Source organism: Shewanella putrefaciens, from assembly GCF_016406325.1.
In the GTDB taxonomy this organism is placed as follows: domain Bacteria; phylum Pseudomonadota; class Gammaproteobacteria; order Enterobacterales; family Shewanellaceae; genus Shewanella; species Shewanella putrefaciens.
Map to the genome: position 1 here is coordinate 3,985,993 of NZ_CP066370.1, position 14,498 is coordinate 4,000,490.

The 14,498-nt window shown below is 47.0% G+C and carries 9 protein-coding genes; 8 read left to right on the forward strand and 1 reads right to left on the reverse strand.

The window, feature by feature from the left end; genetic code table 11:
- The first annotated feature begins 48 nt into the window (after positions 1-48).
- On the forward strand, positions 49-945 hold the full coding sequence (locus JEZ96_RS17710; protein WP_011791014.1) for an acyltransferase: 897 nt from the start codon (positions 49-51) through the stop codon (positions 943-945).
- 13 nt (positions 946-958) lie between these two features.
- Entirely contained in the window at positions 959-1,903 is a 945-nt protein-coding gene (locus JEZ96_RS17715; RefSeq protein ID WP_061782994.1) for an acyltransferase, read from the forward strand.
- Here JEZ96_RS17715 and JEZ96_RS17720 read toward each other — a convergent pair.
- Positions 1,900-2,376: a DUF523 domain-containing protein gene (locus tag JEZ96_RS17720; protein ID WP_025008186.1), complete on the reverse strand. Its 477-nt coding sequence runs from the start codon at positions 2,374-2,376 to the stop codon at positions 1,900-1,902. The two genes, JEZ96_RS17715 and JEZ96_RS17720, sit on opposite strands and share 4 nt — an antisense overlap.
- A 330-nt stretch (positions 2,377-2,706) precedes the next feature.
- Between JEZ96_RS17720 and JEZ96_RS17725 the strand changes: the two genes are divergently transcribed.
- The 6 genes from JEZ96_RS17725 (at position 2,707) to JEZ96_RS17750 (ending at position 14,460) form a co-directional block, all read left to right on the forward strand.
- Complete coding sequence (locus JEZ96_RS17725) at positions 2,707-3,474, forward strand: GntR family transcriptional regulator (RefSeq protein ID WP_011791017.1); 768 nt, start codon at positions 2,707-2,709, stop codon at positions 3,472-3,474.
- Positions 3,475-3,526: 52 nt separating this feature from the next.
- Positions 3,527-4,405: a methylisocitrate lyase gene (gene prpB / locus JEZ96_RS17730; RefSeq protein WP_025008187.1), complete on the forward strand. Its 879-nt coding sequence runs from the start codon at positions 3,527-3,529 to the stop codon at positions 4,403-4,405.
- Between the two features lie 164 nt (positions 4,406-4,569).
- Positions 4,570-5,697, forward strand: coding sequence for a bifunctional 2-methylcitrate synthase/citrate synthase (prpC, locus tag JEZ96_RS17735; protein WP_011791018.1), 1,128 nt, complete (start codon positions 4,570-4,572; stop codon positions 5,695-5,697).
- 80 nt (positions 5,698-5,777) lie between these two features.
- On the forward strand, positions 5,778-8,381 hold the full coding sequence (acnD, locus tag JEZ96_RS17740; protein WP_025008188.1) for a Fe/S-dependent 2-methylisocitrate dehydratase AcnD: 2,604 nt from the start codon (positions 5,778-5,780) through the stop codon (positions 8,379-8,381).
- Positions 8,382-8,474: 93 nt separating this feature from the next.
- A complete protein-coding gene (gene prpF / locus JEZ96_RS17745; protein ID WP_025008189.1) occupies positions 8,475-9,674 on the forward strand; it encodes a 2-methylaconitate cis-trans isomerase PrpF in 1,200 nt (399 codons plus the stop codon).
- Positions 9,675-9,924: 250 nt separating this feature from the next.
- Positions 9,925-14,460 carry an EAL domain-containing protein gene (locus JEZ96_RS17750; RefSeq protein WP_188959949.1) on the forward strand — a complete coding sequence of 1,512 codons (4,536 nt, stop codon included), beginning with the start codon at positions 9,925-9,927 and terminating at the stop codon, positions 14,458-14,460.
- The last annotated feature ends 38 nt before the right edge of the window (positions 14,461-14,498 follow it).

The window sequence follows — 14,498 nt, forward strand, 5'->3', positions numbered from 1 at the left end:
GGCTGACACCGAGTAACATAGGCCTCCAATTTTTGTCAGGGGGCTCGGATGGGAACGGTGTTTTCACAGTTAAAAGGCTGCATAGCATTCTTAGGCTACGTCATTAATACGCTTTTTTGGGCTATTCCAATTGTCTTGATTAGCTTTATCAAGATTATTCCTTTTGGCCCAACCAGAACAGCCACTAGCTATGTGCTCGACTTCTGTGCCAGCGCTTGGATTAGCGTCAATGGCGTGATTGAGCGTTGCTTGCATCCCGTTAAAATAGAACTGAGTGGTGACACCGACTTTTCCACTAAAGAGTGGTATATGGTGATTGCCAACCACCAGTCTTGGGTCGATATCCTGATCCTGCAGCGGATATTTAATCGCAAAATCCCCTTTCTTAAATTTTTCCTAAAGCAGGAGCTGATTTTTGTGCCTGTGCTTGGGCTTGCTTGGTGGGCACTGGACTTTCCGTTTATGCGCCGTTATAGCACTGCGCAGCTTAAAAAAAATCCGAAGTTAAAGGGTAAAGATATTGAAATCACACGTAAAGCTTGCGCTAAATTCAAAGCAAAACCTGTCAGTGTGATGAACTTTGTCGAAGGCACGCGCTTCAGCAAAGCCAAACATAAAAAGCAAAACTCACAGTTCCAACATTTATTAAAACCCAAAGCGGGCGGCATGGCCTTCGCGCTATCGGCCATGGGAGAACAGATCCACAAGTTAGTGGATGTGGCAATCTACTACCCAGACCATGTTCCAAGTTACTGGGACTACCTGACAGGCAAAGTGCCAAAGGTTAAAGTACACATTAACGTGTCTGATATTGATCCTGCCATGCGCGGCGATTATATGAATGACCGTGATTTTAAAATTAGCTTCCAGGAACAGTTGAATCAACTCTGGCTCACCAAGGATCAAGTGATAAGCCAACTCGCAGGCCAAGTCGATAAAGAATAAGGGTTACACCAATATGTTGAATTTTCTCCCCGGTCCAGTGCTGTTTATACTCAGCCTGAGTTTGCTGATAATCAACACTGCCGTTTGGGGTTCACTTATTAGCCTTGGCGGATTGATGAAAATTGTAATGCCAGTGCAAAGGGCACGTAATGCCGTGACCACCGTCATGAATCGTTTTATGTGGGCTTGGGCCTGCTGTAACGGCGGCATTTTGTATCTCATCGCTAAAATTGAGTGGGATGTGCAAGGGCTCGAAGGACTCGATAAAAATAGCTGGTATTTACTGATCAGCAACCACCTCAGTGGATTCGATATCGCCGCGCAAACTTACGTGTTACGTAACCATATCCCGATGCTTAAGTTCTTCCTTAAAAAAGAACTCATTTATGTACCCATTATGGGGCTGGGATGTTGGGCGCTGGATATGCCATTTATGAACAGAACTAGCCCCGCAAAACTTAAAAAAAATCCAAAGCTTAAGGGCAAAGATTTAGCAACCACACGCAGAGCCTGTGAAAAGTTTAGAAATATGCCTACCTCAATTATCAACTATGTTGAAGGTAGCCGTTTTACCCAAGATAAGCGCCAGCGTCAGAATTCTCCTTATCAATATTTACTGCGCCCTAAAGCAGGCGGTATCGCTTTTACTCTCTCGGCTATGGGCGAGCAATTTACTAATCTACTAGACATGACCATCGTTTACCCAGATGCACCTGAAGATATTCTATTTGGGGTGATGAACGGCAAAGTGAACAAAATAATTTTACGGATTAATGCCCTTCCAGTACCTCAGGTTGATGCAACACGCTATTTCTCTGAGTCTGAGTACCGCGTCGAATTCCAACGCTGGTTAAACCAAGTTTGGGCGGAAAAAGATCAACAAATTCACGCTTTGCTCCACACCAACCAAAATGTGGCAGATAGTGCCACCCGCCAAAATCATACTCAAGCTAGCTAACGTCTTACACTGCTAGCTTCTAGCTCTGTAACGAATGCCGCCGCATCAGATAACTCAAATTCATTGAATACCGTTATCCCTGCGGCGCTGAGTTTTTCAGCCGTTAATCCTTGTCCCGCAATTAACTGTTTTACAAATTGACCATCGTAAATCTGCCTATTACCACAGGATGGACTGCGGGCTTTTAAAATCGCCACTTTAATCCCGTGTTGCTGCGCCAGTTTAAGCGCGAGATCGGCTCCCAGACTAAAAGCGTGGGTCACATCCTCACCTTGGGCAGTTAAGATGCGCTGTCCAATCCGCTCCGCTGGCGGTCTAGGTGTTGGCAAACCGCCTGCACATTCGGGACAAATTGCCACAATCCGCCCTTGCTCGAGCCACGTTTGCACCAGCTCGCTCTCCATCAAGTTATGGCCACCGTCGTAGCGCACCGCTTGTCCGAGTAAACAACTGCTCACTAACACTTTTTCCACTGTCATCCCCAAATGTCTCATTCCGCCCATAGCATAACGCGAAGGATAAACATGCCAAATGCATTTGGACGATTTACCCCAAAACCATCAACATCCGCAACGAGGTTGGAAGGTTAAAACCACGCTATTGTTGACAATTTAATATTTAAATATTCATAACATAAAATATTAATAACGAGATAATAAAAATAAAATGATAAAAATCAATAACAAAAATAGAAAGCCATTGGAATATAGACTTACGTCTAAGTAAACACATTGTTGACAATCCACCAAGGGAGGGCTATTTTTTACCCATTGTCGACAATCCTATTAATAGTGATGCGCTCTATGTTGAAGCAAGACACGACGTTCGTTTCTGATGACACACATGTTTCCCACCTGCATAAGGTCAAATCGACCTCGGCAGATAAGACGTCGACCACATTAGCCGATCAAATTTTGGTGCAGATCCAAACCAGCATCATCAAGGGCGAACTGCCTGCGGGCAGCAAGATTAACGAGCAAGCACTGGCCGAAAAATACGGCATCAGCCGCGGCCCGACACGCGAAGCCCTGCAAACCTTAGAAAGACAACGTTTAGTAGTGCGGGCGCCCCATGTTGGTGCCCGCGTCGCCCAGCTAACAGTGAGTGAACTTAACGATTTATATCAACTACGTAGCGTGCTTGAAGGCATGGCCTGTGAACTCGCCGCCAGCCGTATTACCCCAGAACAATTAGCCAAATTAGAAGATCTGCTCGCAACGCAAGAAGCGGCGCTCGCCAAGGGCGATACTTACTTCCAAGAGGAAGGCGATGTCGACTTCCACTACCAAATTATTCAAGCCAGCGGTAACAAGCATCTGCAGGAAACCTTAGTCGGCGGCCTGTATCACTTGCTGCGTATGTATCGCTACCAGTGCACTAATAAAAATCGCCCCGTGAAAGCGATTGCCGAACACAGACGCATAGTCGAAGCCATTGCCCAGCGCGATGGTGAGTTGGCCAGTTTGCTGATGCGCCGCCATATCGAACAGGGGCGTAAAAATACCGAATTACGCTTAATTGAATTGCAAGCCAATGCAGCCGCAAAAGAAACCTTAGCCAACATTAGCTAAGTTCTTACGGCTCAATATGCCCACTTCCCATAAAATGGAAAAGGATAACACCATGACCCAAAGCGCAGGATTACGTTTTCGCCAAGCTCTTGCTAAGGCCAAACCGTTACAAATCGTTGGCACCACCAATGCCTATTTTGCCTTAATGGCAGAACAAACAGGCTTCCAAGCCTTGTATCTTTCGGGCGCTGGCGTTGCCAATGCTTCCTACGGTTTGCCTGACTTGGGCATGACCTCAATGAACGATGTGCTGATTGATGCCGGCCGCATCACCTCTGCCACGCAGGTGCCTTTATTGGTCGATATCGATACTGGCTGGGGCGGCGCATTCAATATTGCTCGTACCATCAAAGAATTCGAAAAAATCGGCGTCGCTGCAGTGCACATGGAAGACCAAGTGTCGCAAAAGCGTTGCGGCCACAGACCCAACAAAGCAGTTGTGAGCATTGAAGAAATGGTCGATCGCATTAAAGCGGCCGTCGATGCCCGTACCGATCCTAACTTTGTGATCATGGCGCGTACCGATGCAGTCGCCGTGGAAGGTTTAGAAGCGGGTATTGAACGTGCGCAAGCGTATATTGCCGCCGGCGCCGACATGATCTTCGCCGAAGCCTTAACTGAGCTAGACCAATATCGCCACTTCAAGGCTCAAGTTAAAGCACCGATTTTGGCCAACATGACTGAATTTGGTCAAACCCAATTGTTCAATAAAGAAGAACTCGCCGAGGCGGGTGCCGACATGGTGCTCTACCCACTCGGTACTTTCCGTGCAGCCAACCAAGCCGCACTGAACGTCATGCAAGCGCTGATGAATGACGGTCATCAACGCAATGTGCTAGGCACTATGCAGACCCGTAAAGACTTGTATAAATACTTGGGCTACCACGCCTTTGAAGACAAGTTAGATCAACTGTTCAGCCAAGATAAATAACCGAAAAGCTGCAACCCTACAGGGTTTGGCGTTAAAGCAGATTTAGCGTTAAACAAGTTAAAAAAGTGCAGCCTTAACCAATAAATGTCGGCGAATGAGTGCTCTGAAATAAGCGTATTCATCCACCAGCAATAATCATACAGAGTTAACGGAAGGGAAGGATTATGTCAGAAGCTAAAAAACTAAGCGGTGCAGGATTACGTGGCCAGAGCGCAGGCGAAACCGCATTAAGCACAGTGGGCGTATCAGGCTCGGGCCTCACATACCGCGGTTATGATGTGAAAGATCTCGGTGAAAATGCCACCTTCGAAGAAGTCGCCTACCTTATTCTTTATGGCGAGCTGCCCACTCAAGCCCAACTTGATGCCTACAAAACCAAACTCAAAGGCCTTCGCGGTCTGCCGCAAGCATTAAAAGAAGTATTGGAGCGTATTCCAGCCGACACTCATCCTATGGATGTAATGCGTACTGGCTGCTCTATGCTAGGCAACTTAGAAGCCGAGCACAGCTTTGCCGAACAGAGTGAAATTACCGACCGTTTACTCGCCGCGTTCCCATCAATCATCTGTTACTGGTATCGCTTTAGCCACGATGGCGTGCGTATCGACACTGAAACCGATGACGACCAAATTGGCGCACACTTCCTGCACTTGTTACATGGTAAAGCGCCGTCGGCACTGCATGCTAAAGTGATGGACGTATCGTTAATTCTTTATGCAGAACATGAATTTAACGCATCAACCTTTACCGCTCGCGTATGTGCTTCCACCCTGTCAGATATGCATTCATGCGTCACTGGGGCGATTGGTTCACTGCGCGGTCCGCTGCATGGCGGCGCTAACGAAGCGGCGATGGAACTTATTCAAGACATGAAAGATGAAGCCGATGCGCGCGACATCTTAATGGGCAAACTCGAGCGTAAAGATAAGATCATGGGCTTCGGTCACGCGATTTACCGCGACAGCGATCCACGTAACGCCATCATCAAAGAATGGTCAGAAAAACTGGCGGCTGCCAACGGTGACGACCGCCTATACCGCGTATCAGTTGCCTGCGAAGCCCTGATGTGGGAACAGAAAAAACTCTTCTGTAATGCAGATTTTTTCCACGCCAGTGCTTACCACTACATGGATATTCCGACTAAGTTGTTTACGCCAATCTTCGTGTGTTCACGCGTCACAGGCTGGGCGGCGCACGTGATGGAGCAACGCTCTAACAACCGCATCATCCGCCCGAGTGCCGATTATGTGGGCGTTGCACCGCGCAAAGTGGTACCGATTGCCAACCGTTAAGCAAAATTGACCACACTTGGCGCGAGATTTCACTCAATGTAAGTCTCGCGCCAACTTCATTTTCCGAAATGGATGATGTTATGAGCACTGCTATGAATACCCAATATCGCAAGCCCTTACCCGGCACTCAACTCGATTACTTCGATACCCGCGAAGCCGTAGAAGCCATTCAAGCTGGCGCGTATGCCAAGCTGCCTTATACCTCGCGCGTTTTAGCTGAAAACTTAGTCCGTCGCTGCGATCCGGCCGTTTTGACCGACTCGCTAAAACAGATTATCGAATCTAAGCAAGAACTGGATTTCCCTTGGTTTCCTGCCCGCGTGGTGTGCCACGACATTTTGGGGCAAACCGCTTTAGTTGACCTTGCAGGTCTGCGTGACGCTATTGCCGCTAAGGGTGGCGATCCGGCCAAAGTGAACCCAGTTGTACCAACACAATTAATTGTGGATCACTCACTCGCTGTCGAATTTGGTGGTTTTGATAAAGACGCCTTCGCCAAAAACCGCGCCATCGAAGACAGACGCAACGAAGACAGATTCCACTTTATTGATTGGACGCAAAAAGCCTTTAAAAACATCGATGTTATCCCTCAGGGTAACGGCATCATGCACCAAATTAACTTAGAACGTATGTCGCCTGTGGTGCATTCACGCAATGGCGTGGCCTTCCCTGATACCTTAGTTGGCACCGACAGCCACACACCACACGTTGATGCACTGGGCGTTATCGCCATAGGTGTCGGCGGCTTAGAAGCCGAAAGCGTGATGCTAGGGCGCGCATCCTATATGCGTCTACCGGACATTATCGGTGTTGAGCTCACGGGCAAACCGCAGCCTGGCATTACGGCTACCGATATCGTATTAGCCTTGACCGAATTTTTACGCGCACAAAAAGTCGTGTCATCTTACTTAGAGTTCTTCGGCGAAGGAGCAGCGGCGCTGACATTAGGCGATCGCGCCACGATTTCGAATATGACACCTGAGTTTGGCGCTACTGCGGCCATGTTCTACATCGACCAGCAAACCTTAGATTATTTGACCTTAACTGGCCGCGAAGCCGAGCAAGTTAAACTGGTTGAAACCTATGCCAAAACCGCAGGTTTGTGGGCCGACAGCTTGACCGAAGTGCACTATCCACGCGTACTGCATTTTGATTTATCTTCGGTGGTGCGCACCATTGCAGGGCCATCAAACCCACATGCACGGGTGCCAACGTCAGAATTGGCTGAGCGCGGAATTAGCGGCGTAGTCGAAAACGAGCCAGGCTTAATGCCCGATGGTGCTGTGATTATCGCGGCGATTACTAGCTGTACTAACACCAGTAACCCACGCAACGTAATTGCCGCAGGTCTCATTGCCCGCAACGCCAACGCTAAAGGCTTAAGCCGCAAACCTTGGGTCAAAACCTCACTGGCACCCGGCTCTAAAGCGGTGCAATTATATTTAGAAGAAGCCAAGCTATTACCTGAGCTTGAACAACTCGGTTTTGGCATTGTTGGTTTTGCCTGCACGACGTGTAACGGTATGAGCGGCGCGCTGGATCCTGTGATTCAAAAAGAAGTGATCGACCGCGACTTGTACGCCACCGCTGTGTTATCGGGTAACCGTAACTTCGATGGCCGTATTCATCCCTATGCCAAACAAGCCTTTTTGGCCTCACCGCCATTGGTCGTCGCCTACGCGATAGCTGGCACCATACGTTTCGATATCGAAAAGGATGTGTTGGGATTAGATAAAGACGGCAACCCCGTCAAACTTATCGATATTTGGCCATCGGATGAAGAAATCGATGCCGTGATTGCGACAAGTGTTAAACCTGAGCAGTTCCGTAAAGTGTACGAACCCATGTTCGATTTAGCCGTCGATTATGGCGAAAAAATCAGCCCGTTGTACGATTGGCGCCCGCAATCTACTTATATTCGTCGCCCTCCTTACTGGGAAGGCGCATTGGCCGGAGAGCGCGCACTCAAAGGTATGCGACCACTGGCGGTGCTGGGTGACAACATCACCACAGACCATTTATCGCCGTCGAACGCCATTATGATGGACAGCGCCGCAGGCGAATACCTGCACAAAATGGGCTTGCCGGAGGAAGACTTTAACTCCTACGCCACCCACAGGGGGGATCACTTAACCGCCCAGCGCGCAACCTTTGCCAACCCTAAGCTTAAAAACGAAATGGCGCTGGTTGATGGCAAAGTGCAACAAGGTTCACTGACGCGTATCGAACCCGAAGGCCAAGTGACTCGTATGTGGGAAGCGATTGAAACCTATATGGAACGTAAGCAACCGCTGATCATCATTGCGGGCGCAGATTACGGCCAAGGTTCGTCCCGCGACTGGGCTGCCAAAGGCGTGCGTTTAGCGGGGGTGGAGGCCATTGTTGCCGAAGGTTTCGAGCGTATTCATCGCACTAACTTAGTCGGTATGGGCGTGTTGCCACTGGAATTTAAAGCCGGTGACAACCGTGCCACCTATGGTATAGACGGCACAGAAGTGTTCGATGTCCTCGGCACGCCAGCGCCAAGAGCGAACTTAACCGTCGTTATCACCCGTAAAAACGGTGAGCGCATCGAAGTGCCGGTGACGTGTCGTCTCGATACCGCCGAAGAAGTGTCTATCTACGAAGCGGGCGGCGTATTGCAGCGTTTTGCTCAGGACTTTTTAGAATCGAATCTGAAATAACACTCGCGCTAAAAAGGCGGCGATACCCATTTAGAATCGCCGCCTTTGATACCGACGCTAACCTGTATCGCTATTCCCTATGGAGTTAATAGCATGAGTAACAATCTTTTTCCGCCCCAAATAAAAGTCGCCGCGACCTATATGCGCGGCGGCACCAGTAAAGGGGTGTTTTTCCGTCTGCAGGATTTACCTCAGGCCGCACAAGTTGCTGGCCCTGCCCGTGATGCCTTGTTACTGCGAGTGATAGGCAGTCCCGACCCTTACGGTAAGCAAATCGATGGTATGGGTGGTGCCACCTCCAGCACCAGCAAGACGGTTATTCTGTCAAAAAGCAGTCAAGCCGACCACGATGTCGATTATCTCTTTGGCCAAGTGTCTATCGACAAACCTTTTGTCGATTGGAGCGGTAACTGTGGCAACTTGACCGCAGCCGTCGGAGCCTTTGCCATCAGCAATGGTTTGATTGATGCTGCACGTATTCCAAAAAATGGCATTTGTACCGTGCGAATTTGGCAAGCCAACATAAGCAAAACCATTATCGCCCATGTGCCAATCACCAACGGTGAAGTGCAAGAAACCGGTGATTTTGAGCTCGATGGTGTGACCTTTCCTGCCGCCGAAGTGCAAATCGAATTTATAAACCCTGCTGCAGATGAGGATGCCAGCAGTGGCGGTGGCAACATGTTCCCTACGGGCAATCTTGTCGATGTGCTAGAAGTGCCGGGCATTGGCAGCTTTAACGCTACTATGATCAACGCGGGCATTCCCACCATTTTTATCAACGCGCAGGACTTAGGCTACACGGGCACTGAGCTACAGGATGATATTAATAGCGACAATGCTGCCCTTGCCAAATTTGAAACCATTCGCGCCTATGGCGCCGTGCGTATGAGCTTGATTTCGCATATTGATGAAGCAGTTGCACGCCAACACACGCCTAAGATCGCCTTTGTCGCTAAACCTAAAGCCTATGTGTCATCGAGCGGCAAAACCGTCAATGCCGATGAAATCGATCTACTGGTGCGCGCCTTGTCTATGGGCAAACTGCACCACGCTATGATGGGCACGGCTGCCGTTGCTATTGGTACGGCGGCGGCAATTCCCGGCACTTTAGTAAACCTCGCCGCAGGCGGTGGCGAAAAGGAAGCGGTACGCTTTGGGCATCCTTCAGGCACGCTGCGCGTGGGTGCGCAGGCCATTCAAGAAAATGGCGAATGGACAGTCGTCAAAGCCATTATGAGCCGCAGTGCTCGGGTGCTGATGGAAGGTTTTGTACGAGTACCCGCTACGTAGCTTTATATATCCTTTATATCTTAATAAAACAGTTTAACCAAAGACCTTGCTTCTCCCCCTTCCGGCAAGGTCTTTTCTTTTCCAATATCCCAAGTAACAGCACAGCAATAATTTGTTCGTCAGCTAATATGTTGGCATACCGTAAACAATGCTAAGATTCTTGGGCTAGGTAAAAACAATAATGACAACTGTGATATAGCCCAAAAATGAGTAGATAACGAAGCTAAGATCAGCACTCATTTCAAACGGGATGATAAAGGTTTTTATAGGGGTAAATTTGCGTCCATTCACCTACAAACTTGTTATATGCACTCTTTATATTTTGAGTTTATTGTGGATCCCACAAAATGGATGGGCACAGCCATTAAGTGCGGCGAATACTCAACTTAAATTTGAACATATTCGCAGTGAAGAAGGGCTAAACCAAAATACTATCACGAGTCTATTTATGGACAGTGCTGGCATGCTCTGGATTGGTACTCAAGATGGTTTACACAGCTACAATGGCCATAGTTTTAATCTTTTTATTCACTCACCGAATGATCCTACCAGCATTTCCGAAAGTTATGTGTCCGATATTATCCAAGATCCTGAAGGATATATTTGGGTGGGCACCTTTAGCCAAGGTGTTAATCGTCTCGACCTCAGCACAGGGAAATTCGAGCATTTTGGGTTAGAACAAGGACTGACAGAACCGAGAGTCACTAAGCTTAATATTGTTGGCAATACCCTATGGATTGGCACTCAATCAGGCTTATTTTCCTTATCAACAAAGACTCAACGTATAAATCAAGTCAACTTAGGTAACAGTGTTGAACCCTATATCACTAGCCTTGCCAATGTTGACAACACCTACTTATTAGCTGGTACACAAAATAGCGGGACCTTTGCTGTAAGTGCCAACACCATCACCCGTTTAAATGTGCCGCAGAATGTGACTGCCTATCAAATAAAAGCCAATTCTAAACGCTCAATTGATCTCGCCCTTGGTAACCAACTTTGGCGTTATGATCTTATCTCCCAGCAGGGTGAAGTTTTATGGCAAGTCGATCCTGATATTCCTTACATTAAAGATTTTATTCAAACACCACTTGGGGTTATTTGGGCTGTAGGGCCAGAAGCCGGGCTGATCCAATTAGATCGGGAGGCCGGGCAGCTTATCGCGACATATCATAAATACGATACTAAGCGTACAAACAGCATCAGTGAAAATAATATTTTAAGCCTACTGCAAGATCCTTTCGGCAACCTCTGGCTCGGCACCAGTTACTCAGGACTAAATAAAATCAACACTCGCCGTCAGTTTTTTCAGCATCTCTATGAGTCGACTATCGAACTGCCACAGCAAAGCAACAATATTCGCTCACTGCTACGCAGCAAAGACGGTGCATTATGGATAGGAACAGACGGTGCAGGACTAAAACGCTTACCCCAAGGCAGTAACCAATATGATTATTATTCGTCATATTTTGCTAAAGCGCTCGGTTCCAGCCAGCGCCACTTAAATCTAGTTATTCGAGATATTGCCCAAGATAATCAAGACGTCCTTTGGATTGCCAGTAACTATGGACTCGGACGTTTAACACCCAGTGGTGAGTTTTCGCTGCTTAAAGTGACTCAAAATCAAGAGCACTCGGAACCAAACTATATCCGCAGTTTAGAAATTGATCACCAAGATAGACTTTGGATTGCCACTAGCCACGCACTTTACCGCAAAGCGCTAGATAAGGATGAATTCATCCCCGTATCCCTAGCGAATATCGAGAATTTTTATCCCACACAAAACTTATTATTAACCCTTAAAGCCGATAAATATGATCTTTGGATAGGCTCGCTCAATGGACTTATCAAGCTAGATATGAAAACTGAATTAGGTCAGGTTTTTTACCACCAACCTAATCATAAAAACAGTATTATTAATAACCGTATTCGGGATATTTTAGTCGCATCCAATGGGGATATTTGGTTTGCAACCCATGGTGGTATAAGTAAATGGTCTTCTACCAATGCAGATGTCGGTTTTAGCCATTACACCCGCGAACAGGGCTTACCCAGTAACACTATTTATGCGCTGCTCGAAGATCAAAACCATCACATTTGGTTTAGCAGTAATGCAGGCATTGGTAAATTAAACCCTGTAACTCACCGCATTATTAGCTTCAATGAACAGGAGGGATTGCAGTCGCTAGAGTTTAATGGCGCAGTAAAACTTAAAGATAGCGATGGTGACCTTTGGTTTGGTGGCATTAATGGTATTAATCGTTTTAACCCTCAAACTATACCCGAGCAAAGAGGTGAAGCCAAAGTTGCATTAACAGGCTACAAGATTGCGGGGAAGCATCACACTATTTTAGATTTAAGTCGCCCACCGCCGATTGTGATGAATTACGGCGAACAATTAGTGAGTTTTGAAGTGACCTCATTAGATTTTAGTTATACGGGGAAAAACCGTTTTAGCTATTTCCTTGAAGGCTTTGATCACCAGTGGCATCAATTACCCGCGGGTAATGAGATTACATTTACCAATATTAATCCCGGTCAATATGTGCTTCATGTACGCCACTCATTACAATATAACCGTGAAGGCTCACAAACCCTTTTAGTGAATCTAAAGGTACAAGCTCCCTTCTATAGAACCCCATTCGCCTACACCCTTTATTGCTTACTCGCTATAGGATTATTGATATGGGGACTTCATTGGCGTAAACAAAAACGCCAACAACAACGGGAGTTTGAAACCAGTATCCGAGCCTCTGAAGAAAGGCTAAAGCTCGCGCTATGGGCATCAGGCGATGGGATGTGGGACTGGAATATTAAAGAAAATAAAGTATACCGAACCAATATGGATGCATCTGTCTCACATTGGAGTAGCCACAATCTGCTGCACGAGAATATGCACCCTGAAGATAGGGAAAAATTTAAGTATGAATTGGCCGAACACCTACAGGGCCGAACCCCTTTCTTCGAAATCGAGTATCGGATTGAAGGTGCTTTTGGTAAATGGATTTGGATTTTGGACCGAGGTAAAGTCGTTGAAACTGACGCACATATGCAACCCATGCGTATGACGGGGACTAACCGCAATATAACCTCCCGTAAGCTGATTGAAAATGAACTGGTACTTTCATCCCAAGTGCTTAACAGCATGAATGAAGCCGTTGTCGTGGCTGGGTTAGATTATAAAATCCGCTCGGTGAATCCAGCATTTAGTGCTATTACAGGATATTCTGAACGTCAAATCACCGATAAATATTTAGTTCATCTGGCCTATAAACAACAACGCGAACTCTTCAATAGCATCGAGCAACAGTTACTTCGCCATAAACATTGGGTAGGCGAAATTTGGATCCGCAATAAACAACGCAAAGCCATATTGGTTTGGCTTGAGATCAACCAAGTTATCGATATAAAAGGTGAAACTAGCCACTTTGTTGCGGTATTTACCGACATTACAGAGCGAAAGAAAGCCGAGCAGGATCTGCGCTTCCTTGCCAGTTTTGATACTTTGACAGGATTGCCAAACAGAACCCTCTTCCAAGACAGGCTCAATCACGCAATCACCCAAGCACATAGGGCAAATAATATCGTTGCACTGCTGTTCCTCGATCTCGATCGTTTTAAGCATATTAACGATTCTATGGGCCATCATGTGGGGGATTTATTGCTCAAAGCCGCGGCTAAGCGCCTGCAAAATGCCGTGCGAGAAGGCGATACGGTTGCCCGTCTGGGTGGCGATGAATTCACTATTATTTTGGAAGGTGTAGCCAAAACCAAAGCCGCGACACTGATTTCGGAAAAAGTGCTACGCGCCTTCCAAACACCGTTTTTATTAGAGGATAAGTCCTTAACTATCTCAACCTCGATAGGAATTAGTCTCTATCCCAATGATGCCGACAATGCAGACTCATTAATTAAATTTGCCGATACGGCCATGTATCATGCTAAGTCTTTAGGTCGAAATAATTTTCAGTTTTACACCCATAAACTTAATGAAATCGCGACTCGCCATGTGCTATTGGAAGCTGGATTAAAACAAGCCATTCATCGCAATGAGCTAAGTTTAGTCTACCAACCTAAGTTCAGTTTACGGGATGGCTCACTCACAGGGCTAGAAGCCCTATTACGTTGGCACCATACTGAACTGGGCCCGATTTCACCCGTAGAATTTATCCCGCTAGCGGAAGAAACAGGGATTATTAATCAAATTGGACATTGGGTGATTAACCATGCCTGCCAACAACTGGCTGAGTGGAATGCATTAGGTTTCAATAACATTAGCATGGCGGTTAATTTATCGGCTCGACAACTCAAAGCCGATATCATCTCCACCATTGAAGTCGCCCTCGCCGTCTCTGGACTTCCCGCTCAATCACTAGAGCTTGAATTGACCGAATCGATGATCATGGGTAACCCCCAAGATTCTGTCAGTATTTTATCTAAACTCAAGGCGCTGGGATTAACTATCGCGATTGATGATTTTGGGACTGGATATTCAAGCCTAAGCTATCTAAAACGCTTCCCGATAGACACGTTAAAAATTGATCGAGAATTTGTCAGAGATATCATCAACGATCCCGACGATGCAGCGATCACCAGTGCCATCATTGCCTTAGCACACAGTCTAGAACTTAATGTGGTTGCCGAAGGCGTAGAAACCCAAGCACAGCTAAACTTTTTAGGGCTACAGGGTTGCGATGAGGTACAAGGTTTCCTCCTCAGTAAACCTCTCAGTGCTAAAGACTGCTTAACCCTATTAGGTAATCAATCTAAACAACTGATGCAATAAACCGAGTCGCACAATAAAAAGGCTCCGTTATAGGAGCC